This is a genomic window from Paenibacillus sp. J22P51 (genome assembly GCF_059692215.1).
This window is the reverse complement of sequence record NZ_JCAUAZ010000024.1, coordinates 17,030-40,993: the sequence shown is the minus strand read 5'-3', so window position 1 is coordinate 40,993 and position 23,964 is coordinate 17,030. Positions and strand designations below refer to the sequence as shown.

Genomic DNA, 23,964 nt, shown 5'->3' with positions numbered 1-23,964 from the left:
TGTTGAAAAGGTGTATGAATGGGGGGGAAGGAAATGCAACAATTAAATCAATTTCAATGGAATCAAGTTTCCTTGCGGATCGATTGCGCTGATCGAACATTAAAATGTTGTGACGCATTTATCGAGGAAGATGTGGACAGTGGCCATCGGACTTGGCGATGGGAAGAATTGGAAGTCTCTATAAGCTGTGAGCAAGATCAGATCCGAAGTATTAAGGTTCAAAACAATGGCGTTCATGACATTCACTTGCGCAATATCAGTTTAGAATGGAAACCGATGGATATTACTCCCCACTTGGATGCAAGGAGCTATGTGCAACTCCATCATTCCCAATGTTTCGAGAAGCTTGCGGGCGTTCGTCCAGTACATCGTCCCAACGATTGGTCGGATCCTAACGAAGCCTCTGCCATGGTAACTGTGTTATCCAGCAGATTGCCTGGCGATGCGTTGCTACTAGGGGCTTTGCCTCCATATGAAGATTGCTTCGTTAGCTTCCCGATTTTGCACGAAAGTGTGCATCGAGACGGTGCTTTCGGCTTGAGCGTTCAATTAACCGCGCCACGCCGAATTAATACGAACGACTCGGTGTTGCTTGCCCACATAATCATGCTTCACGGCAAGGACGGGAATAACTTGTTGGAACAATATGCGGAGCTCATGCGAAATCGACTTCCTCAATCCTTATTGAGCAAACCGCGCGTAACCGGATGGAATTCATGGGATTATTACGCAGGCTCTGTTTCACAAGGCGATATTATTAAGAACGCTTGTACAGCGCAGGAACATTTTGCAGACTCCATGAGCTATATCGTCATTGACGAAGGTTATCAATGCCAGTGGGGGATTTGGGACGCGGGATGGAAATTTCCCGACGGGCTGAAGAAACTCTGTGAAACGATTCGCGTGGCCGGATTCGAACCAGGGATATGGACGGCTCCGCTTATGGTGAATGTTTATACCCCCTTATATCGGGAGCATCCGAATTGGTTTGTTAACGACGGTGATGGAAACCCCTATATGGTGAGTATTGGGTACTGCTCTATGGCTCAACTTGACATTACCCACCCTGAGGTGAGGGAGCATATTTGTACGATATACACTCAATTGCGACAAGCAGGATTTACTTACTTCAAATGTGATTTTACACAGCAGTTGCTAGGCGCTTCGCGCTTCTATCGTGACGACATCACACACGTCGGCATGCTTCGCGAACTATTCCGCCTTATTCGCGATTCGATAGGGGAGGATGCCTACTTGCTTGCTTGCGGCGCCCCTTTCGAGGCGGTCATCGGCATAGCCAATTCCCACAGAACGACGGGAGACATTCACCATTACTGGAGTCATATCCGGCAAAATATACGGTCGATGCTGGCGCGTTGGTGGATGCAGGGGGCGGTGGGGAACACGGATCCTGATTTCGCTATTGTCAGGTGTGATCGCACTACGGACGATCTTCAATTAAGTCGGCGCTTAGCCAAAAAGCCTTGGAATTCAGGTGCCAATTGGTATGCCGGACGAGAAATGAATCTGGCGGAAGCGCAGACACTGCTGCTTGCTTGCTATGTGACCGGCGGGGATATGGTTCTAGGAGACGCACTGAACCTTTTAAACGAAGCAGGTTTGGCTTATCTTTCCACAGTACTTCAAGAGCCGGTTAAACGTGGAGTCCCCATCAATCTTTTCGAATACGATGGAGATGATGTGCCGATTGTAGTGGCACAGGGGAACGGGCGCAAACTTCTGGCTATATTCAATCTAAGCGATGATTATAGACCAAGGAAGCTGCCTCAGCCGTTTGCAGGTTTGAAAGGATCGCATAAAGAATTTTGGAGCGGTCTACCCATTACGGTTTTAGCAGAAGAAATCATCTTGGAACCTCACACGGCGAAGGCTTGGTGGGTCTACGAGGAATAGTACGGACACATCTCTCAGTTTGATCAATTTTCATTAAAGGTGGAGTGTATCTATGGCGAATTATGTAACGATAAGTTGTTTAGGTCCTAGACCTTTGGTTATCGAGGCAGATACTCCTCCCCAAGTGGTTGTGGAACGGATGATCCAACATTGGCAGAGTCAGCTGGACCAGGTGCTCCCAGATCGTCCAGATTTAATTATCCTGCATGAAGCCTGTGACAGGCCGGATCAAAGGAAGTTCCCACAAGATCAAAAATTAGCTTATTATCGGGCTCGAAAAAATCAAATCCGTGAATTTCTGGCTGCCGTTGCGAAACAGCACCGTTGTTATATCACGTATCCAGCACATATGGAAGCGGAGGACGGCAGCTGGCGCAATGCGATGCAGTTGATTGATCGCGAAGGTCAAGTGATGGGGGCATACCATAAAAACCATCTGGTTCCTGATGAATATAACAAGCATCATATTCTATATGGGAAGGAAGCACCCATCTTTGAATGTGATTTTGGGAGAGTTGCATCTGCGATCTGCTTTGATTTGAACTTTGACGAGCTTCGGCAGCAATATGCGAAAGCAAAGCCAGATTTAATTGTATTTCCTTCCATGTATCATGGTGGGATTATGCAAAACTATTGGGCTTATTCCTGCAGATCTTATTTTGCCGGCGCGATATCGGGCTTACCTTGCACAGTGATTACGCCATTGGGAGAGGTCGCGGCACAGAGCACGAATTACTATTCATTTATTACAACCAAGGTCAATTTGGATTACGCTGTCATACATATTGATGAAAATGGTGCACATTTTTTTAAGATTAAACAGAAATATGGGACGAAAGTTAAGATTCATGACCCTGGCTTTCTGGGTTGTGTCCTGTTAACTAGCGAATCTGAGGACTTGAATGTGAAAGATATTATTGCAGAGTTTGGGCTGGAGCTGATGGATGATTATTTCCGTCGAGCAGAAGCGTCCCGGTGCTTGCCTGGACGAATCGAGCCTTAAATTGTGAAGGAGTGGAGCAAATGATCGACAAATATAGAAAAATTCTGGATGGCGCTCATCAAGCGATAGGAAATACACCCATGGTTAGATTAAGCCGATTAACGAAGGAATTAGACGGAGAAATTTATGCTAAACTCGAATACCTCAATCCTGGTTTTAGTAAGAAAGATCGTATAGCGCTTCAAATCATTGAAGAAGCTGAGCTAGATGGCACGCTTACGCCAGGTCAGACCGTCGTGGAGCTGACAAGCGGCAATACCGGAACTGGGCTTGCGATCGTCTGCGCGGTGAAAGGGTACCCGTTTGTTGCTGTGATGTCGAAAGGGAATTCAATGGAGAGAGCCCGGATGATGCGAGCACTAGGAGCTGAGGTCGTACTGGTAGATCAAGCCACTGGATCAATACCAGGACAAGTGTCTGGCGAGGATCTTGCCCTTGTAGATGCAGAAACGCTTCATATCGTTCAAGCACGAGGCGCATTCCGCGCGGATCAATTCCATCACCCGGGGAGTTTGCTCGCACATGAGTTACATACAGCAGAAGAGATATGGGAGCAGACGAGTGGCGAATTCGATGTGTTTCTTGACTTTGCAGGAAGCGGTGGAACGTTTGCCGGTTGTGCCAAAAGGTTAAATGCCTATAATCCTGACATTCGCAATTACTTGGTTGAGCCGGAAGGGGCACCTTTTCTGGCGGGAGGAACACAGAGCAATCCGAACCACAGGCTGCAAGGCGGCGGTTATAGTATGGAGCTGCCATTGGTTGATCGAAGCTTGATCTCTGACTTCTTGACAGTTACCGATGAGGAAGCGATAGAAGCTTGTAGGCGATTAGCGCGCGAAGAGGGAATTTTTGCGGGTTTTTCTTCCGGAGTCAACGTTGCTGCAGCCCTACAACTGCTGAAGTCGCGAGAGAAGGGCGCACGGATCGTTTTGACTATTAACGATTCAGGATTGAAATATTTAAGCACCGATCTGTACGCGTAAACGAATAACGGAGACACAAACACGGAGGCAACAATGAAAAAAATAACGGCAGCACTTATCGGGGCAGGGGGAAGAGGGCAATATGCTTATGCACCCTATGCTTTACAAAACCCGACCGAATTGGAATTTGTTGCAGTTGCAGAAACCCGAGGGTTTTTAAGAGAAGAATTTGAAAAATCGCATAAAATTAAGCCGGAATATTCTTTTCACTCGTGGGTGGATTTGTTACAACTTGACCCGATTGCAGACTGTATTCTCATCTGTACGCAAGATACCGAACATGTTGAACCGGCTATTTTAGCCATAAAGAAAGGTTACAAACATATTTTGCTCGAAAAGCCAATTGATCCGAATATCGAAAATAGCTATAAACTTTTAAAAGCAGCCAAAGAAAATAATGTAAACATCCAAGTGTGCCATAGTTTACGATATACGCCTTATTTTAGAAAGATGAAAGAGCTCTTAGATAACAAAACGATTGGAGATATTATTAATATTATACATGTTGAGGGTGTCGGTTTTTATCATCATGCACACAGCTTTGTAAGAGGCGACTGGAGTGATACATTCATTTCGAGTCCAATGATATTGGCAAAATGCTGTCATGATATGGACTTGATGGTCTATTTAACTGGCAAGACATGTAAACGTATTTCCTCTTATGGGGCGTTGACACATTTTAGACCAGAAAATGCTCCAGAAGGCAGTACGGAGAGATGTACGGATGGTTGCAAGGTTATGGATTCGTGTCCTTATAATGCGATAAAAATTTACAGTAATATGGAAGATTTTCGTAAATTGGCTTGTGAAAAAGAAGGATTCACTGATTTGACCGAAGCTTTGCAAAAAGGGCGTTATGGGAGATGTGTCTATCGTTGCGGAAATGACGCAGTTGACCATCAAACCGTAAATCTATTATTGGAAGACGATATCACCGTTATGTTAACGATGTCTGCCTTTTCACATAGAACTGGAAGAGATATTCGCATCATGGGAACCATGGGCGAGATGATTGGAAGTATGGAAGAAAGTACGATTAAAGTACATCATTTTGCAAGCGGCGCAATAGATGTGTATGAGGTGAGTCATCCAGAATCCGGACATAGCGGAGCCGATGAGATTCTAATGAGAGATTTTGTAGGGATGGTTGCAAGTGGCAAACAAGGAAGTAGTGATATCGACCTATCTATTCAAAGTCATTTGATGTGCCATCTCGCTGAAAAATCAAGATTAGAGAACCAAAACTTTGAAGTTTCAAGTGTTTGCTAACTCCCTTTTACTGGGCGAATAGAGATTTGTATAGGAGGCAAAACAATGCAAACGCTACGAATCGGAATTGTCGATCTGGACACATCACATCCGGACAATTGGGTACCTATAATCAAGGAATTAGGCCATCAAGTGGTTGCCGTTTTCGATGGGGGAACCGTTCATGAGGAAGGGTATGCCTCACAATTTGCTAAGAAGCACGAAATCAAGATTGTTTGTGAATCGTTGGAAGACATGGTGCAACACGTAGATGCGGTAATTATCCACAGCGTGAATTGGGACTTACATATTGAGCGTGCACGCCCATTTGTCAATGCGGGAAAAGCTATATTGATTGATAAGCCTATGGCTGGGAACATGCGTGACATCCAGCAACTCATGGAGTGGGAACGCAGTGGCGTTCGTATTTCAGGCGGTTCTTCGCTAAGCGTCTGTGAAGAGGCCAAAGAGTGGCATCGACAGCATGATCCGAACGACCAGGTCGTGACGGTGCTGGCGGGCTGTTCCGTTGATGAATTTAATTACGGCATACATGCCTTTTATCTACTGCAAGCAATCATGGGACCGGGAATCGAAAGTGTACGATCCATAGGTGTACATCTGCAGCATCAAATTGAGCTCATTTGGCAGGATGGGCGCAGAGGTGCCCTCAGTGTCGGAACGACACAAGGATATTTGCCCTTCTATGCGACAATTGTGACCGAGCATACTGTTAAGCATCTGCAAGTGGATAGCAGCCGATTATATCGTTCTTTTCTAGAAGCAAGCTTGCCTTACTTGGCTGGAGATGCGGAGCCTTTCTTTTCAATAAGTCAACTGCTAGAGGTGGAACTCGCTGCAATCGCCGTGAGAAGATCTCTTTTGTCGGGAGGGCAGCAGGTAGCGTTAAAACAATTATCAAACGAGGATCAAGGTTATGAAGGCGCCGCTTTCGCTGTACAGTATCGGATGAAAGTGAAAGGACATTAGGATGATAACGATAAAGAAAACGAATTTTATGGTTGTACGTGAACCGTTACTCGCTCCATTTGGCTTCAAAGGCGGCTTTGTGAATGAGCTCTGGCAATCCTTCGTTTCCTTAGAGGATCTAGAGGGAGATGTCGGTGTGGGTCTAGGTGTCCAGAGCATTCTTTGGTCTGATCCACAGGTATATACGCGATGGGGCAATGAACGAGGCAATATATTCATGAATGAGATTACCCAATATGCGTTGTTAGCAGCTCAGAATACCTCATTCGCAACCCCAATGGACATGCTGGATTTGTTGGTGAAGCAGGCTTATAAATATGCTTCCCAGGTTTGGGACGGAGACTCGCTCAGGGAAACCTTTGCACTCAATGCACTCGTTCCTGTTGATTTTGCAGCTTGGATGCTGCTGAGTCAAAAAACACCCGGTATCCGCTTCACAGATCTAATCCCTGAGGCGTACAAATCCATGCTGGTGTCTCGGCATGAACGGCTTGCATGTACGCCAGTCGTATCCTATGGGATGACAGAGGCGGATGTTACGGCGTTGCTTGATGAGGGTTATTTTGTGCTCAAAATTAAATTGGGCTCAGACCCAAATCAGGATGGAGATCCCGAGAAAATGTTGGAATGGGATATCCGTAGGTTGAAAGAGATTCACCATATTGCAGGGAACCGTGTCTGCCTTCATACCGCAAACGGAAAAATCGCCTATTACCTGGATATCAACGGTCGATACGGTAGTAAAGAGCTTCTTTGGAGGCTTGTGGATGCTGCCGAGCGAATAGGGGCCAGGGAGCACATTTTGTTGGTAGAAGAGCCGTTTCCGGAGCATATTCACGTGGATGTTTCAGATATACCGGTAAGGGTGGCTGGCGATGAAAGTGTACATAATGAAAAGGATGCTTTGGAGCGAATCCAAATGGGGTTCGGGGCTTTTGCCTTAAAGCCGGTGGCCAAGACGATGAGCATGAGCTTGCGCGTTGCGAAGCTTGCTAGTGAACATGGCATTCCTTGCTTCTGCGCTGACCTAACCGCAAATCCGATAATGGTGGATTGGAATAAGAATCTTGCAGCGCATCTACTACCTGTGCCAGGACTCTCCATGGGCTTGATTGAATCCAACGGCAAACAAAACTATACCAATTGGGAAGTTATGAAGAAGAATCATCCGATGCCCAATGGCAGCTGGATACCGACAGTCGACGGACAATTCCAATTGTTTCCTGAATTTTATGAGCATAATGGAGGCATATTCGGTCGTAGTGGTTATTATGAATCATTATTAGGTGCACAAAAATCCAAATAAACTAGTATGGTGCCATATATAGAGAGAAAAGTGTGGATCGTGCACTTTTCTTTGTTTGCATTCCTATACGGAACGCTCGGTCAAGCGAGAAGGAAATAAGGAGGCAACGAATTGATTGGGTATTTGGCCGTGCTTGGCGCGGTATTGATCTGGGGGTTGTCCTATATCGTTATGAAATCCACGACCGCGGATTACCCCCAGATTCTGTTTCAATTTTGGCGGTATGGTGCCGTGTCGTTGGTGTACCTGGCTCTATTCCACCGATCGCTCCGGGCAATGCCGGGCCGGATCTGGAGAATGGGCTTGGCCAGCCTCGGATCTGCCAATTTCGTGTTGGGCTTCTTCTCTATTTACGCGGTGCAGTATACGACCCCGACGCGCGTCGTGGTGATCAACAGCTTTATCATCGTCGTGGTACCGCTGCTGCGCTGGGTGCATGACCAATGCAAGCCGACGCGGCAAGAAATAGTGGCTATTGCGATAGGGATCGTCGCCATTGCTCTGTTGATCGGGCCACATGACCAAGGCGTTAATCTTGGCGATGGCTTGGCCTTTGTCGGCATGATCGGGTATGCCTACTCGATAGTCTTTACCGATCGATTGCTTGCGAGGGAGCTGGCGACGGTTTCGCAAGTTTCCTTTTTGGGCATAGCGGGCTGCGCTTTGTTTTTCGCAGCAGTGGCGGCCATCTATGCTTGCTTCAACAAGGAGGCGGCAATGCTGTCGGTTTTGACAGCCCAACCGGTGACACTCGCAGGCATCGCCTATATGGTTGTGTTCGTGTCGATCGCGGCAAATCTGCTGCAGGTGTACGGTCAACGCCGGCTGCCGCCAGTCACCGTTTCGCTCTTGTTCTGCCTGGAGCCCGCCGTAACGGCAGCGCTCGATTATGCGCTGCTCGGCAACAAGCCGTCGATCCGTGTACTGCTCTGCGGTTTGCTGCTGATTGTGGCGACGGTGACTGCAGCCAGACCAACCAAATCCGGAAGACGCCAAAAAGAAGCCACTATTAATCGTTGAATGTTCCACTCGCGCGAAAAAGCCCCAACCGTCGGACACAAGGCAGAGGGTTGCGTAGGTGGAAAAAGCCAATTGTAAGCAGCAATGCTTACAATTGGCTTTTTTGCTGTTTGAACCCCTTTCGTATATTGCATGCTGAGTTCGTGGAATACTTATACCGTAAAAGGGGGGATTTTATGCATTTCGACTGGATTTGGGAAAGCCATCTTCATTATTACCGCAGGTTCTTTGCTCATCCGACTTACCGGTAGCAACGTCCTCTAATGATATTATTCGTAAATTATTACCATTACTAGGTAGCTGAAGCAAGAGGTATTGATAAAAACGAAGTAATTCGCCGTCGTAATCCGACGGAATTTTTTATTTTGTTTGCAATTTACAAAAAAAACAACAGATGTCAAATTACAAGAACATTTTCCCATCAATCTTACCTCAAAGCTTGGGCGCGTAAATATCCAGAAGCAGTAGAAGAAATAGAAAAATGGATGAAATAGAGAGTTTAGATAAAATAAAAACAGCGTACCCCAACTGTATTGCAAGGGACGCTGTTTTTATTTTGCCATTTGATATTCTGATACGATCAGAATTGGATAAGCCATGATGGAGATATGGACGCCACTTATGTTTTTATGGCTGGACGAATACGATCAGTAGCTTCTATTGCGTTTATGAACTCGGATAAACATGAGAGCACATAAACCAAAGAATTCGTTATCAGTCTTACTGAATGCGTGGGGCAAGGCATTTTCTACCCCAATAAATCGCAATAAAAAAATCCTTTAATTAAAAGGATTCATTTGTGCCGCAGCAAACAACAGCAACAGCGCATCAATAAGATTAACTAACCCTAAATTAAATTAACTTTTGACCCAATTTAACCCATATTTTGTTACGATTCTTTCCACACACTTTTTTGGATTTTCTTGATAGATAGATCCAGCTTATTTTGTGCTTTATCCATTTTTAGCAATGAATTTCCGAAACTTACCAAGAGGTTTCTGACCTTTCGATTCGAAAAGGCCATGTAAAGGAGGCAACCAAACAAAAGGCATCCCCCCCAAACAGTGAAGAAAAATGAAGAAAAAACGCAGGAAATCATTATCAACCATGAACTCTTCTTAATTGTCCTTACAGGTCGGTTGTAAAGAATCATTTCTCCAATTATGATATATCATCCCTTTCATTACTTGTGTCATTCTTTAAATTGCTCAGATTGGCTGCTTTTGTCTGCAAAACCTGTTTGGAATAAAAATTAATAATGTCATCAATAGTAGAGAATACGACACTAACGCTTGAATCATGTGTACTTATGTTGATAGAAAACCGCTTTTCTGATGTAGTAACATCTTTATTTTATATTAGCATTTGGTGACTTTAAGCTTAATTTAAAGTTAACGTGGGAGAAACTCAAATGAACATTTGGGGAGAGTAGAGGTCTATTTGTATGAAAAAAGTCTTAAAAGCGGTAGCCAGTTCATATGCCATAAACTGACTAGGAGATTAGTCTGCCTTTATGAAGAGACTTCATATTTTTATTCGAGTTAGAAATGATAGGGAGCATTTTCAAGCTACTAATCATGGGAGAAAGGCAGAGGTGGCAAGTGGGGACGTACTCAAACGAAAAATTGTCCCGAATCCAACCATTACAATTTTCTTTATCGCATGCCCAGACTTTCGTGTTTTCATGAATGAGATCCTCTAACGATTTTCTTCGAAAATACATAGTTTTCTCCTCCTTAGATAAAAAAACTGCCCTTAACACTTGTTAAGGACAGTTCACTGTGATTACAGTTTTACAACATTTTCGGCTTGAGGACCGCGGTTGCCTTGAGCTACATTAAATTCAACGCGTTGTCCTTCGTCCAACGATTTGAATCCATCCCCTTGAATTGCGGAGAAATGAACGAATACGTCATTTCCGCCCTCCATTTCAATAAATCCAAAGCCTTTCTCTGCGTTAAACCATTTCACTGTTCCTGTTTCCATAATAAAATTACCCTCCAAATTGTTATTAACATGCTTTTTAAAATAAAAAAAATCACACATTGAAAAAGGTACCATTACACAAATGATCACTTTTTCAATATGTGAGTTTATGTCAAAGATGTTTATTAGGTAATGATAGCACATAAAAGTGTGATAAGCAAATTTGCATTGCTCTCCCTTTCCTATATGACATATGTCATACCCTCTAAATGATGTTTATGACTGCAACAAATTGCAAGCGGTATCTATAATGAAGATAGGATACTACAGCTAATATTCGCTAACAAGTCCTGCGCACCATATCGAGGAGGAAATAATACGATGACACAACCGACGCTAACTCACTTAAAAAAACAGGTTGCCCCTTTTGAAAAATCAAATACGAGGGCTAGTATTAAGCAGCTAATTAACACCTTAGGGCCTTTAATCGTACTATGGTTAGCTGCGTATCTAAGCCTATCTTTATCATATTGGATCACACTACCGATTACGATCATCGCATCTGGTTTTGTTATACGAACTTTTATCATTTTCCATGATTGTTGTCATCAATCGTTCTTCAAAAGCCGTAGAGCTAACGAAATAATCGGTACGATTACGGGTATCCTTACACTCTTTCCCTATCAGCAATGGAAGAATAGTCATTCTATCCATCATGCATCGAGTGGTAACCTTGAGAAACGTGGAATAGGCGATATGTGGGTACTTACCGTCGACGAGTATGCGGCATCTTCATTATGGGTCCGAATTGCGTATCGGTTATATCGGAATCCCTTTATTATGTTCGGATTTGGTCCCATCTTTTTGTTCCTATTTACGAATCGCTTTAATACGAAAGGTGCAAGACGCAAGGAAAGAATCAGTACTTATATGACGAACGTCTCCATCCTTGCTTTATATGGGGGACTGATCTGGATAATTGGATGGCAGTCGTTTGTTCTGATCCAAGCTCCAATCATGTTCATAGCGGGCTTGATGGGAATCTGGCTATTTTATGTGCAACATCAATTTGAAGACTCCTACTTCGAGAATGAGGATGAGTGGAGTTATGTGAAAGCCGCGGTAGATGGAAGCTCCTACTATAAGCTGCCGAAGCTTTTGCAATGGATTACTGGAAATATTGGGTTTCATCATGTCCATCATTTGAGTCCAAAAGTGCCAAATTATAATTTGGAAAAGGCACATAATGCAACGCCTCCGCTTCAAAAAGCAACGACCATTACAATCGGCACCAGTTTGAAGTCGCTAAGTTTCCGTCTTTGGGATGAGCGTAACAAAACGTTTGTCGGTTATAAAAATAGTAAACAGGTGCACCTTAAGGAAGATGAGCTTGATACTTTTGCTAACACAATAAATGTGAAAGTTCGTAAATCGAGCTTGCAAGGGTAGTAAATACATCTTTTCATGTTTATGTTAAAATATAATTGCATCTATGTTGAAGAAAAAGAGGTTAAACGGACTATGCAAAAGTGGTATCAAATTTTTCACAAAAACACCGGTCTTAGTCCGTATGTGTGGGTTGTCTTTTATATCCTCCCTTTTTATTTCATATTTCGTTCTTCTACCACATACCACATAGTCTTAGGCACAATCATGATTATGGTTTTCTTTAGTTGCTATGTGCTGTCCTTCGTATCTAAAGGATGGATTGTGTACTTTTGGACTAGCGTACAAATCGTTATTTCAATTATCATGGCTGTCGTGTTCAGCTATGTGTACTTCTCTCTGTTTTTAGCATTTTTTATTGGCACCATGAAAAGTCGAGCAGGATTTATTACGTTGTACTGCATTCATCTAGTAACGACGATTGTAACGATTAACTATGGATTGGTATCCCAAAATCCTGTTTATTTTACACAATTGCCTTTTATCATCATTAGTGTAATTGCCGTTATTCTCATTCCAGTCACCACGTTCAACCGAAATAGGAGTGAAAAACTCCAGGGACAGCTAGAGGATGCAAATAAGCGGATTTCCGAGTTGGTAAAGCTAGAAGAGCGTCAAAGAATCGCCCGCGACTTACACGATACACTTGGTCAGAAGCTATCATTAATTGGTTTGAAGAGTGATTTGGCTGGGAAATTAATTAGTAAAAATCCGGCGCAAGCACAAATCGAAATCAATGATGTTCGTCAGACAGCTAGAATTGCATTAAAGGAAGTTCGGGAAATCGTAACGCAAATGCGCGGAACGAGACTAGTGGAAGAGATGTTCCGAATCAAACAGATTTTGAAGGCTGCAGAGATTGAGCTCATTTTGGAGGGAGATCCGAAGATAGTCAACACTTCTTTAATTAATGAAAATGTGTTGAGCATGTGTTTGAAAGAATCGATTACGAATATTATCAAACATAGCAATGCTACTATGTGTTCGATCTCCATTGAGCCATCACCAAGCGATCTTGTTATCAAGGTCGGTGACAATGGGATCGGCATGACGAAAGAATGTCTTATGTTGCTTGGAAATGGATTACGAGGCATGAAAGAGCGACTTGAGTTTGTAAACGGTACTATGGAAATTGTCTCAGACTATGGAACAATGATTGTTATAAAAGTGCCGAATGCCATCATACCACCGGAAAGGGAGGTGAGGATGTGATCCGAATTGTGATAGCCGAGGACCAACGGATGCTGCTTGGCGCACTTGCTTCCTTACTTGATTTGGAAGAGGATATGCAAGTCGTTGGTAAAGCAAGCAATGGCGAGGATGCTGTAAAACTAGTAAAACTGCATAAGCCAGATATTTGTATCATGGACATCGAGATGCCAATAATGAATGGTTTAGATGCGGCGGCGGAGCTGAAGGGATTGGGTTGTAAAGTCATTATATTGACCACGTTTGCCCGTTACGGGTATTTTGAAAGGGCCGTGAAGGCAGGTGCCAACGGTTATTTGTTGAAAGATAGCCCAAGCGAGGAACTGGCTACCTCGATTCGGAGTGTGATGGCTGGTAGGCGAATCTATGCCTCAGAGTTGGTAGATGAGACTTATATTGAAGAAAATCCTTTGACGGAGAGGGAAAAGGAAGTGCTGAACCTGATCGCCGACGGTAAAAATACGAAGGAAATTGCTGATCACATGTACATTACAAGAGGTACCGTTCGCAACTACATTTCCGTTATTCTCGATAAGCTCAATGTCACTAACCGAATTGAGGCTATTATGCGGTTCAAAGAGAAGGGATGGTTCAAATGACAGGCAAAAAAAAGGTGAATGGGTACCCATAGACTGGCACTTTGAAAAAGGTGTTCAGGTTTGTGGGTATCTTTTTGTTAACTATTTAGGTTCAAGCTGAAAGTGATGTAAGAGTCACAACGCTGAGTATGAGTGTTTTTCCTAATCCCATCAGCAGTCATTAGTTAATGAAATTATCAACAGGAGCATCGCAGAAGTAATAGTGAATTTAATGTCGTTGTAGATGCAACAACAGGTTTAACTATAGAAGCATTTTCTTATCGTTAGAATATGAGCATTTTTATGCAGCAAATACAAGTACATAGTTTAACAGCTAGATGCTTGTCAGCAACATTGCTACGCTAACGGGAAACGATAGTGAAGGAGCTCTCCTCGCGGCAGCTCTTTTTTTGTTCATTAAAGTAACGGGCAGTAGAGCGTGGTCATGATGAGATAGTAATAGGTAAACCTACTTAAAGGCATGACTTTGGGCATAGGGGATGAAATTTTTCATGTTTTCGGTCAAATGTCGTGCATTTTTATTATGCAGTTCATGACTTTTCACAGATTTGCCAACGGCTTAATCTTGTTATAATCTTTCGTGCTAGGAAGAAAGGAATGAGATGAATAGATAACCCCTAAAATTAATCTGTGAGTGGCTAGGAGATTAAACGTGTAATTGTAAAATAAGACTAATGCTCACCTATCAGGTTGAGTAACGGAATAACTAATTTAATGTAATTTGCTTCATGGTGACAACGAAACAATACACTAATGCGATGGGCAAAAATTTTGCAACAATTTCAACCAATCATACGTTTGAGGTACCGTAAGAGAAAGCTACACTCAACGAGGGGATAGAAACTAGCGTAAGCATTAGAGCAATGATGACGAAACAAAATGAGGAGGAATTTACTTGAAGAAGAAATTATTAATTGCGCTTGGACTTACTGGTGTTATCGCAGCATCTGTTGCTGTTGGGGCTTATGCGGCGACGGATATTAAATTATTTATTAACGGGAAAATAATCAATGAGGATTTGCAGATCGTAGATGGATCCAGCTATGTTCCTTTGAGGGTTGTTTCTGAGTCACTTGGAGCTGATGTAAAGTGGGATGGGGACAAAAGGGAGATTAGAATTACGGGACAAACGGGTCAAGTAAGCAGCCAAACCGCCTATGAGAATACCCAATACGGCTTCCGTTTCACGCTGCCGGACAGTTGGAAAGGGTACACGATCGTAACGGACAAATGGGAGGGTCTTTCTGAAGGGGATGCGCAAGGCGATAAGTTCAGCGGCGCGAGCCTCAGTATCCGCCATCCCGAATGGACCGCAGAACAGCCTAGACAGGATATCCCTATTCTCGTCTTTACTGTCGACCAATGGAACGCGCTTCAGCAGGATAAATTCCACATTGGCGCAGCACCTATCGGCCCAAGTGAACTGACGCGCAATGACAAATACGTGTTCGCACTTCCGGCACGCTATAACTTTGCCTACCCTGAGGGCTACCAAGAAGTGGAAGACATCTTGAAGAGCAATCCGATTCAACCGATGAAGTAATCAAATACTAAAAAAAGATTGCCCTTTGCCGTATACGGCCAGGACTAACTCCACAATTAATTTAGTGAAGACAAACCATTGTGGGTAAGCAATATGTAGACAAAATGTTGTTGAGCTAACGGAGAACGTTACTTCAATAAACTACAAATTGAGGCTGCCGCCGCAGGGTGGCAGTTCTTTCTTTGCGAATTAGAAAGAGACCTACCTATACTATATGTGGGTCTTTTATGCATTAACTTTGAATGTGGAAACAATCTATATTGGGCTATGAGAATTTCTACAAACATAAGATGGGTGCATATAGGAGGGAGAATCTTCATTCATTTTCGCTTATCGATAGATATTTCTACGATGAACAATAAGAACTACTTGGAAGCTTCCTGCAGAATTCATTCAACTTTCAAAGAGAGAAACCATTCGAGTTGAAATGGTTAGTACAGAAAGTTGCAGCTGCTTTTTTAACTAGTTCATTAAATGCATTTAGAATGTGTTCTGAAAGTGGAGCTAAACAAAAGCTTGCTCCAACTAGCAAACTCTACGAGTCTTTGGTTAATGATACAATACCATTCATTGTTATTAGGCATCCAAAGGATTTAGCGAGTAGAGTACCGATTACATTTTTCAGTTCAAAAAGAACAATCATGAATCAATGAGAGATTTAGAATGTCCAAACCAGCAAAATAAAAAAATAAATCAAATGAAAGAAAAAAGGCATACACCTCATATTCAATGAGATATTATGGATCAAACTATCCAGAAAATTTTAAAAGCGAATCTAGGGATATCGATAAGCATGTGTTAGGCTTATGTGCTTCATTGTCGGATGTCAAGAACATAGTCCGAATCAAGACCGCGTAAATCGCGGACTTTTTTATTAATCGGATCAAGTTCTTGTCAATTGGCAATGTCAAGAACTTGATCCGATTGCCGATTAGTGGCAAGAACATTGTCCGATTGTCGACAATGAGTAAAGAACGCGTTGAACTAACGGGCAGATTAGTTTACTTGTGATATGCTGAACCCTATCACAAGTGACAGCGAAAAATACGGGAACGATCAGTAAAAAATGTTATTTACCGATCGTTCTCATTATGGTATAGTACTCGATAAGAAAGGGGAAGGAGGAGAACATAATGCCTAGAGTGAAGGAATTTGATGAGGACGAAGTTCTGACGAAAGCGATGCATTTATTCTGGGCACAAGGCTATGAGAAGACATCCATCAACGACCTGGTTGAGAATATGGGCATCCATCGCAGAAGCTTGTACGATACGTTTGGAGACAAACATCAATTGTTTCTAAAAGTCATCGACCGTTATTGCAAGACCTTGCTCGGGCACTTTGATTCAGGCGTTACTCGCGCCAAAAGCGCAAAAGAAGCTTTGCGTTTTCTATTTGACTATATGGTTGAAGGAAACGAAGAGAAGCCGCTGGGCTGCTTGCTCGTTAATATGGCGGTGGAGCTTGCTCCGTGGGATCCCGAAGTGGACGTTATGGCTGAAGAAAGCTTTGACCGGACGGAACAGCTTATTGCCGGACTGATCCGAAAGGGACAGGAAAACGGAGAGTTCGCCATGACCCATGACGCAAGCGAACTTGCGGCGAATATTCATAACACGATGGTGGGGCTGCGCGTACTTGCTCGAACCTCCGCCGACAAAGAGAAGCTTTACCGCATAGCCGATTTTACAATGGCGATGCTTAATGCCTAAGTAAAGCTTTTTTTTTGCTAATATTAGAACGATCGATCTCAAATAAAAAGGAGAAATTACGATGAGTAAAGTGTGGTTTATTACAGGAACTTCGACAGGATTTGGCCGCCATTTTGTGGAGCAGCTGCTTCAAGCGGGAGACAAAGTCGTTGCAACGGCGCGCAGACTTGATGCTATTCAGGATTTTAAAGCGTTGGCACCGGATCGTGTCCATCTTGCTGCTCTGGATGTGACCAAGAAGGACCAAATTCAAGCCGCCGTTCAAGAAGCCGTTGACGTATTCGGGCAAATCGACATTGTCGTGAATAATGCGGGATACGGACTTTTCGGCATGCTGGAAGAGTATACGGATGAACAAATCCGGAAACAGTTCGACGTTAACTTGTTCGGGGTACTGGATGTCATTCGTGCGACGCTTCCCGTGTTCAAGCGTCAAGGCTCGGGGCATTACATTAATTTCTCGTCTTTCTTCGGAGAAGTGTCCTATCCGCCGTTCAGCCTTTACGCCGCTTCCAAGTTTGCGGTCGAAGGCTTCTCTGAGTCATTCGCACAGGAATTCGCAAGCTTCGGGATCAAGACAACCATCGTGGAACCGGCCGTGTTCGCAACCGAGTTTATCGGACACTCGATGGACCGCTCCGTGATGAAGCCGGAGTACCTGCCGTATTACGAAGCTTTTCAAAAAGGATTTTCGAACGTCAAGATCGGCGATCCGGCCAAAGCGGTGCAATATATTATTTCCGTCATTAAAAGCGGTAATGTGCCGCTCCGGCTGCCGGTTGGATCTTATTCTGCAGACACGATTCGCGAATCGTATAACAATAAGCTGAAAGAGCTCAGCGTATGGTATGAGCGTTCGGCTGAAGCGGATTGATGATAGTTCTGTTTGAAGACGAGATCCTCCAAATGTAGATTGTTAATTGAGCCATCTTATTAATGAACACTTGAGGAGGAATCTTGCATTCGAAGGTGAGCGCTTCGCCTAGTCCGCTACGTACGCAGCTACCCGGAACAGCTGCCTTTCCTGCGCGACCTGGTGGGCCGGAGGCTACACGAAAGCCAACTCCAGCCGTTAATGAAGGTGAACCGTATCATAAGTAAGGAAAAGAGCCGTAGATGAAATGCCCCCTTAGAATAGCCCTTTTGCCGTAGATGCAGGGGGCTATTTCTGTTACGCCTTCCATGAACTAATTTTACTAAATCTTAAAATGGTGAAACCATTGAGCTAAGCACTACCCTTCACTTTTGTTAATCTATCCAATGATACGGTGAACCGTACCACAAGTCGTTGAACTAACGGAGAACTATAGTTGAATAACAAAAAGGCTGCCGCGGCAGCCTTTTTTACTTTATGGTAGCCTACATTAATGGGGGATTCACCAACTTCACATATAAGGCTCTCTTAACGTTGTAAATCCGCGTTTTGCTTGCGGTACCCCTATTGTCGGGCAGCATATCTGACCTTCACCTCATGGGCAGGTTGAATGAAGGAATGTGGGAGCGTAGATTCTGCGAGATGTGGGAGGGTTGACCGCCATGAGCTTATGTGGAGATCCAAAGGTGCAACCATATTTTTCAGGTAGTGGTTTAGATGGAGACTTCTTTGCGCCTACTAGCCCCATATATTTCTTCATCTATAACTTTGTTCCATAGAAATGTTATCTGCTTAAAAGTATTGATGGTCAAAATCTGAGAAAACGAGAGTATTTAAGAGCTAAGCGTTTCTCCATAGAGGGAGAATAATGCAATCCATCAGCAATGCGTGAAACGGCTTTTTGTAAGACGGAAATGGGACGAGTAAACGAAGTGAAAATGAGAAATGCTATGATCATGGTCAAGAAAAATACGAAAGTACAGCTATCATTAAGTGCTTTAGACGATGAGGCAATGGCTTAAGCGGCACCATCCGCGTATGTAATATAAAACTTAAAACAACTGAGTCTTGGATTAGCAAGCTTCGCCATTTCTCTTTGATCAGGTGTAGTGGCTGTATCTCCAATTTTGTGAACCATACCGTTGTATGGTTTTACGTTTACTGTTGTACTTCTCTATAAATTCCGTCTTTTTGGAAATTTCGAGACCAGAAGTAATGATGTTCATATCATGATCCATGTTTTTAAGTTCAGGTGCCATTACTTTCAAATCAACTTTATCGTTCTGATCGGTCATATTTTGCTTGATCTGTGTAACCTGATGGAGAGTGAAGAGAGCCACGGCCAAGAAAATAAGCAGTACGCTGCTAAAGATCAATTTCGTGCGCATAGTGAATTTAGACAAGACATTTTACGCAAATGTATCCCTCCTATAAATAGACAAACCCAGACATGAGTCTTGTTACTATTAAATACAGCGTCGAAGCATGTAAATGATTTATATTAATAGTTTTACATTATGTTAACATTTCATGGGTTTGGAATTTATATTCGGTTGGTACGATATATGTGTAAGGTCGTTCGACACAATCAAAGGGGATCGAGCTTAAAGTAAAGTAGACTTATAAACTCAAAGGAGGACAACTATGTTTAAGTTCATGTCGAAAAAAGGAATCACATTCACATTATCAGCTGTACTCATGATGGGGTCTTTAGTAGGTTGTGGCGCAAAAACACAAAACAGTGCAACAACATCACCATCAGCGGCAGAAATAAGCGGTACAGTAACAGCATCCGGATCCAGTGCACTTCTTCCTTTGGTTAAACAAGCAGCAACTGAATTCATGGATAAGAACCCAAAGGTAACAATTAACGTAACGGCTGGTGGTTCAGGAACAGGAATTAAAAACGTAGCAGACGGTACTTCCAATATCGGTAATTCCGACGTTGAGCCAGCTGCTGAGTATAAAGATAAAGGTCTTGTTGACCACCAAGTAGCAATCGCGCCTTTCGCGCTTATCGTAAACAAAGATGTTAAAATCGATAATCTAACAAAAGCACAAGCTACTGACATCTACACAGGTAAAGTAACGAACTGGAAAGAAGTTGGCGGCAACGACGAGAAAATCGTACTTGTACACCGTCCAGACAGCTCAGGTTCCCGTACACTTGTTAAACAAATCATATTGGATGGCAAAGAGTTCTCCAAAGAAGGTATTACGCAAGAAAACAGCGGTGCAATGAAAACTGCCGTTGTAGGTCAAGCAGGTTCCATCGGTTATGTAGATACACCTTACATCGATGACACTGTAAAAGCGTTGAAAATCGATGGCGTAGCTTACTCCGAAGACAATATCAAAAAAGGTACTTACAAATTGTTCGGTGTTGAGCACATGTACACGAAAGGTGAAGCGAAAGATGCTTCCAAAGCATTCATCGACTACATCTCCAGCAAAGATTTCCAAGGTAAGCAAGTTCGTGATTTGAAATTCTTGCCAGCGGATTTATTGAAAAAATAATAAGTCACACTTTATAGAGCGTCTGCATAACAATGCAACGCTTTTTTTGTTTATTTACAAAACGAAAATATATACATTCCCTCATCGATTCATTTACGATGCAAATGATCTTCGTATTTTATGATAATACTAAGATTGTGTATTGAAACAGAGATTGTGTATTGAATAGAAAGGGGAATCACTCCGTGAATTCCGTAATAGATCAACTAACAAGCGCGAAATCAGATGAAAGTCGCCCTACCATCGTTAAGTGGACTCAAAAACAGCATAGGCAAGACAGATTGATGAGATGGGTGTTTGTCGGCAGTGCTGCTTTAGTATCTGCTATTATTTTTTCAATTATCGTATTTGTAGGCATGCAAGGGATCAAGACCTTTCAGGATGTAAGTCCATTCGAGTTTTTCTTTTCAACAGATTGGACACCTGGTCAAAATAAATTCGGCGCATTTCCTTTTTTGTATAGCACGCTGTTAATGACATTGGTAGCTGTCATATTCTCAGTGCCATTAGCGTTGTCTGGGGCCTTATTCATGGCCAAAATCGCTCCTAAATGGATGCGCGAGATTATGCGTCCGGCAACAGATTTGTTCGTTGGGATTCCATCGGTTGTGTATGGTCTTATCGGGATGACGGTAATCGTACCCGCGCTCGGCAAACTAACAGGCGGTATTGGCTACGGGATTCTACCAGCAGCCATAATCCTGGCCATCATGATTCTGCCAACGATTCTATCAATTTCTGAAGATGCGATTCGCACGCTACCAAGTCGCTTAGAAGAAGCTTCGCTTGCACTAGGCGCAACACGTTGGCAAACGATGTGGCGTGTACTGCTTCCTGCCGCAAGACCTGGTATTCTTACGGCTATTATTCTTGGGATGGGCCGCGCAATTGGTGAAACCATGGCCGTATTCATGGTCATCGGGAATTCACCGCAAATGCCTAAATCGCTACTTGATTCAACAACGGTTTTAACAACAGCGATCGTGAAGGATATGGGAAATACCAACTACGGATCAGCATGGAATAATGCCTTGTATATGATGGCGCTGCTGCTGCTTGTCATCTCCTTATCTCTCATTCTCATCATTCGTGTCGTAGCTAAGAGGAGTGAACTTAAATGACAAGTAAAACGACGGACCGCATTGCAACAGTCTATTTCTGGGCATCCGGTATTATAATTATTGGGATTTTGGCATGGTTTCTAATACGTATTCTAGGTGATGGTATCCCTCATTTGTCCTGGCATTTTATCTTCGGTAAGCCTGAAGAAATTAAAGCTGGCGGCGGGGTAGGACCACAACTATTTAACTCTTTCTACGTCTTATTTTTATCACTCGTAATCTCGATTCCAATTGGATTATTCTCTGGCATCTACTTAGCGATTTATGCACAAAAGAATTGGTTTACCGACCTCGTTCGAATTTCCGTTGAGGCGCTGTCCTCCGTTCCATCTATAGTTTTTGGATTGTTCGGTTTTCTATTGTTTGCAAATTTGCTTGGGCTTAAATTTTCATTGCTCGGCGGTGCCGCGACAGTTGCCCTGTTGAATTTACCCGTTATGGTTCGGGTTACGGAGGAAGCAATCCGTACCGTGCCGGACTCTTATTGGGAAGCTAGCTTGGCGCTTGGCTCAACGAAATGGCAAGCCATCCGCAAAGTGCTGATTCCAGCAGCGTTGCCAAGTCTAATTACCGGGATTACGTTAATTGCAGGTCGTGCGCTTGGGGAATCTGCGATTCTCATCTACACGGCAGGCTTATCCGTTTCACGCTTTTTCCCAGATTTCAATCCGCTCAAAATGGGAGAGACGCTCTCCGTTCATCTTTGGTATATTGGGGCAGAATCGCTCGTTCCAGATGCCAAGGACATTGCCAAAGGCAGCGCTGCATTACTCCTAATCGTTGTTCTGATCTTCAATCTGCTGGTTTCGATACCAAGTCGAATCTTACAAAAAAGACTTTCTGGGGGGAAATAACACATGTCTATTGCGACGAAGTATAAAATTAAAGCAGAAAAATTGAATTTATTTTACGGTGAAAATCAAGCGCTTCACGACATAGATTTAAATATCGAAAGGGGATCTATTGCGGCATTGATCGGTCCTTCCGGCTGTGGAAAATCCACGTTCCTACGTACGTTAAACCGAATGAACGATCTCATTGATAACGTACGAATAACAGGGAATGTCGCTGTCGATGGTCACAATATTTATGACTCCGACTCTGATGTCGTTACCTTGCGTAAGCGTGTCGGCATGGTGTTCCAGCGTCCTAACCCATTCCCAATGAGCATTTATGACAATATCGCGTATGGACCGCGTATTCATGGTACGAAAAAGAAATCCGTCCTCGATGGAATCGTTGAACGTAGTCTCGTGCAAGCTGCGCTTTGGGATGAAGTGAAAGATCGACTGCATAAGTCGGCAATGGGGTTATCTGGTGGACAGCAGCAGCGTTTATGTATTGCTCGTTTGCTCGCGGTAGAGCCGGATGTTCTGCTCATGGATGAGCCGACATCTGCGCTTGATCCAATCTCAACGTTGAAAGTAGAAGAACTAACTCAAACCTTGAAAGAGAAATATACGATCATTATCGTGACACACAATATGCAGCAAGCAGCAAGAATTTCAGATATGACCTCCTTCTTCCTTAACGGTTATCTAGTTGAAACCGATAAAACCGATAATATATTCACCAATCCGAATGATCAACGAACAGAAGACTACATTACGGGTCGATTCGGCTAACAACAACCAAAAAAGGAGAGATAAACATGGGCGCAAGACCGGGGTTTCATCAATCATTGGCACTACTGCAGCAAGAGCTGCGCAAAATGGGAGAAAGTGTTGAGGAGTTAATTTATAAATCTGTGGAGTCTTTGGCGAAGTTGGATGAAAAGACTGCAAAGCAAGTCATCCAAAAGGATGATCAGATTGATGATTACTTAACAACCATTGATGAATTATGTCTTCGCTTAATTGCCTTGCAGCAACCGATGGCTAGTGATCTTCGGATAATTGGAACGGTGTTGAAAATTGCCACGGACTTAGAACGAATCGCTGACCACGCTGTTGATATCGCTAAAATAACAATTCGGCTTGTAGGTGAAGAGCTTGTAAAGCCGCTTGAAGTCATTCCGCAGATGGCGGAAATTGCAATAGAAATGCTGCATGAAAGTCTACTGTCGTATACGGAACGAGACGTACACCGGGCAGCTGCGCTAGCGGAGAAGGATGACCGTGTAGATAAGCTTTACAGCATTGTTATGCAGGAGCTGATGGGAATGATGGGTACGGATTATCATCGTAATCGTCAGCTAACTCATCTACTATTCGTCGCCCACTTCTTAGAGCGTGTTGCGGATCATACAACGAATATTGGTGAAGGAGTCATCTATATGGTGACGGGAAAACGGAAAGATTTGAACGTTTAAAATATGAGCACACCAATCTCAACCGCCTTTTCAAAAAGCAATTGCTCCAAGAAACCATATTCGAGTTCGTTTAGACAAATAATCACCTCATAATTGGAAAGTAGTAACTTATATTATATTCCACACACGGCTTTTATTGTCCCGTCGTTCCGGAAAAATAGTTTAGGGCTTGCTTCGCGACAGCTCCTCTTTTGTTTATTAAAGTAACGGGGCAATTTTCTTGAACAACTTTCTAGACG

At 43.3% G+C, this 23,964-nt stretch carries 22 protein-coding genes; 19 read left to right on the top strand and 3 right to left on the bottom strand.

Annotation, left to right across the window (positions count from 1 at the left end; all coding sequences use genetic code 11):
* Positions 1–33: 33 nt before the first annotated feature.
* The 7 genes from AC58QC_RS28840 (at position 34) to AC58QC_RS28810 (ending at position 8,467) form a co-directional block, all read left to right on the top strand.
* Positions 34–1,914, top strand: coding sequence for a glycoside hydrolase family 36 protein (locus AC58QC_RS28840; RefSeq protein ID WP_497418469.1), 1,881 nt, complete (start codon positions 34–36; stop codon positions 1,912–1,914).
* 52 nt (positions 1,915–1,966) lie between these two features.
* Positions 1,967–2,917: a carbon-nitrogen hydrolase family protein gene (locus AC58QC_RS28835; protein ID WP_497418468.1), complete on the top strand. Its 951-nt coding sequence runs from the start codon at positions 1,967–1,969 to the stop codon at positions 2,915–2,917.
* A 20-nt stretch (positions 2,918–2,937) separates the two neighbouring features.
* Positions 2,938–3,903: a PLP-dependent cysteine synthase family protein gene (locus AC58QC_RS28830; protein ID WP_497418467.1), complete on the top strand. Its 966-nt coding sequence runs from the start codon at positions 2,938–2,940 to the stop codon at positions 3,901–3,903.
* A gap of 33 nt (positions 3,904–3,936) precedes the next feature.
* Positions 3,937–5,172, top strand: coding sequence for a Gfo/Idh/MocA family protein (locus tag AC58QC_RS28825; RefSeq protein ID WP_497418466.1), 1,236 nt, complete (start codon positions 3,937–3,939; stop codon positions 5,170–5,172).
* Between the two features lie 45 nt (positions 5,173–5,217).
* Positions 5,218–6,141 carry a Gfo/Idh/MocA family protein gene (locus AC58QC_RS28820; RefSeq protein WP_497418465.1) on the top strand — a complete coding sequence of 308 codons (924 nt, stop codon included), beginning with the start codon at positions 5,218–5,220 and terminating at the stop codon, positions 6,139–6,141.
* Position 6,142: 1 nt separating this feature from the next.
* A complete protein-coding gene (locus AC58QC_RS28815; RefSeq protein WP_497418464.1) occupies positions 6,143–7,447 on the top strand; it encodes an enolase C-terminal domain-like protein in 1,305 nt (434 codons plus the stop codon).
* Positions 7,448–7,558: 111 nt separating this feature from the next.
* Positions 7,559–8,467 (top strand): DMT family transporter, encoded by a 909-nt coding sequence (locus AC58QC_RS28810; RefSeq protein WP_497418463.1) that lies wholly within the window; start codon positions 7,559–7,561, stop codon positions 8,465–8,467.
* Between the two features lie 1,492 nt (positions 8,468–9,959).
* Here the strand turns inward: AC58QC_RS28810 and AC58QC_RS28805 are convergent.
* Positions 9,960–10,190 carry a cold-shock protein gene (locus AC58QC_RS28805; RefSeq protein WP_497418462.1) on the bottom strand — a complete coding sequence of 77 codons (231 nt, stop codon included), beginning with the start codon at positions 10,188–10,190 and terminating at the stop codon, positions 9,960–9,962.
* Between the two features lie 62 nt (positions 10,191–10,252).
* Positions 10,253–10,453: a cold-shock protein gene (locus AC58QC_RS28800; RefSeq protein WP_056625586.1), complete on the bottom strand. Its 201-nt coding sequence runs from the start codon at positions 10,451–10,453 to the stop codon at positions 10,253–10,255.
* 321 nt (positions 10,454–10,774) lie between these two features.
* Here AC58QC_RS28800 and desA point away from each other — a divergent pair, with 321 nt between their 5' ends.
* The 7 genes from desA to AC58QC_RS28765 all read left to right on the top strand — a co-directional run bounded on the left by desA (position 10,775) and on the right by AC58QC_RS28765 (position 18,003).
* On the top strand, positions 10,775–11,842 hold the full coding sequence (gene desA / locus AC58QC_RS28795) for a Delta(5) desaturase DesA (protein WP_497418461.1): 1,068 nt from the start codon (positions 10,775–10,777) through the stop codon (positions 11,840–11,842).
* A gap of 72 nt (positions 11,843–11,914) precedes the next feature.
* Positions 11,915–13,051, top strand: a complete 1,137-nt coding sequence (locus AC58QC_RS28790; protein WP_497418460.1) for a sensor histidine kinase — start codon at positions 11,915–11,917, stop codon at positions 13,049–13,051.
* The gene (locus AC58QC_RS28785; RefSeq protein ID WP_497418459.1) at positions 13,048–13,647 is read left to right on the top strand and encodes a response regulator; all 600 of its coding nucleotides are present in this window, start codon (positions 13,048–13,050) and stop codon (positions 13,645–13,647) included. The genes AC58QC_RS28790 and AC58QC_RS28785 overlap by 4 nt, the downstream gene beginning before the upstream one ends.
* 895 nt (positions 13,648–14,542) lie before the next feature.
* The gene (locus AC58QC_RS28780) at positions 14,543–15,190 is read left to right on the top strand and encodes a stalk domain-containing protein (protein ID WP_497418458.1); all 648 of its coding nucleotides are present in this window, start codon (positions 14,543–14,545) and stop codon (positions 15,188–15,190) included.
* A gap of 1,133 nt (positions 15,191–16,323) precedes the next feature.
* On the top strand, positions 16,324–16,902 hold the full coding sequence (locus AC58QC_RS28775) for a TetR/AcrR family transcriptional regulator (RefSeq protein ID WP_497418457.1): 579 nt from the start codon (positions 16,324–16,326) through the stop codon (positions 16,900–16,902).
* Between the two features lie 61 nt (positions 16,903–16,963).
* Positions 16,964–17,776, top strand: a complete 813-nt coding sequence (locus tag AC58QC_RS28770; RefSeq protein ID WP_497418456.1) for an SDR family NAD(P)-dependent oxidoreductase — start codon at positions 16,964–16,966, stop codon at positions 17,774–17,776.
* An 83-nt stretch (positions 17,777–17,859) separates the two neighbouring features.
* The gene (locus tag AC58QC_RS28765; RefSeq protein ID WP_497418455.1) at positions 17,860–18,003 is read left to right on the top strand and encodes a hypothetical protein; all 144 of its coding nucleotides are present in this window, start codon (positions 17,860–17,862) and stop codon (positions 18,001–18,003) included.
* An 873-nt stretch (positions 18,004–18,876) separates the two neighbouring features.
* Here AC58QC_RS28765 and AC58QC_RS28760 read toward each other — a convergent pair.
* On the bottom strand, positions 18,877–19,179 hold the full coding sequence (locus AC58QC_RS28760; protein WP_497418454.1) for a CHASE3 domain-containing protein: 303 nt from the start codon (positions 19,177–19,179) through the stop codon (positions 18,877–18,879).
* A 241-nt stretch (positions 19,180–19,420) separates the two neighbouring features.
* Between AC58QC_RS28760 and AC58QC_RS28755 the strand changes: the two genes are divergently transcribed.
* From AC58QC_RS28755 to phoU, 5 genes are all read left to right on the top strand, one after another.
* The gene (locus tag AC58QC_RS28755) at positions 19,421–20,293 is read left to right on the top strand and encodes a phosphate ABC transporter substrate-binding protein (protein ID WP_497418453.1); all 873 of its coding nucleotides are present in this window, start codon (positions 19,421–19,423) and stop codon (positions 20,291–20,293) included.
* Positions 20,294–20,478: 185 nt separating this feature from the next.
* Positions 20,479–21,414 (top strand): phosphate ABC transporter permease subunit PstC, encoded by a 936-nt coding sequence (gene pstC / locus AC58QC_RS28750; protein ID WP_497418452.1) that lies wholly within the window; start codon positions 20,479–20,481, stop codon positions 21,412–21,414.
* Positions 21,411–22,268: a phosphate ABC transporter permease PstA gene (gene pstA / locus AC58QC_RS28745; RefSeq protein WP_497418451.1), complete on the top strand. Its 858-nt coding sequence runs from the start codon at positions 21,411–21,413 to the stop codon at positions 22,266–22,268. The genes pstC and pstA overlap by 4 nt, the downstream gene beginning before the upstream one ends.
* A 3-nt stretch (positions 22,269–22,271) precedes the next feature.
* Complete coding sequence (gene pstB, locus AC58QC_RS28740) at positions 22,272–23,039, top strand: phosphate ABC transporter ATP-binding protein PstB (protein WP_497418450.1); 768 nt, start codon at positions 22,272–22,274, stop codon at positions 23,037–23,039.
* Between the two features lie 26 nt (positions 23,040–23,065).
* Positions 23,066–23,725 carry a phosphate signaling complex protein PhoU gene (gene phoU / locus AC58QC_RS28735; RefSeq protein WP_497418449.1) on the top strand — a complete coding sequence of 220 codons (660 nt, stop codon included), beginning with the start codon at positions 23,066–23,068 and terminating at the stop codon, positions 23,723–23,725.
* The last annotated feature ends 239 nt before the right edge of the window (positions 23,726–23,964 follow it).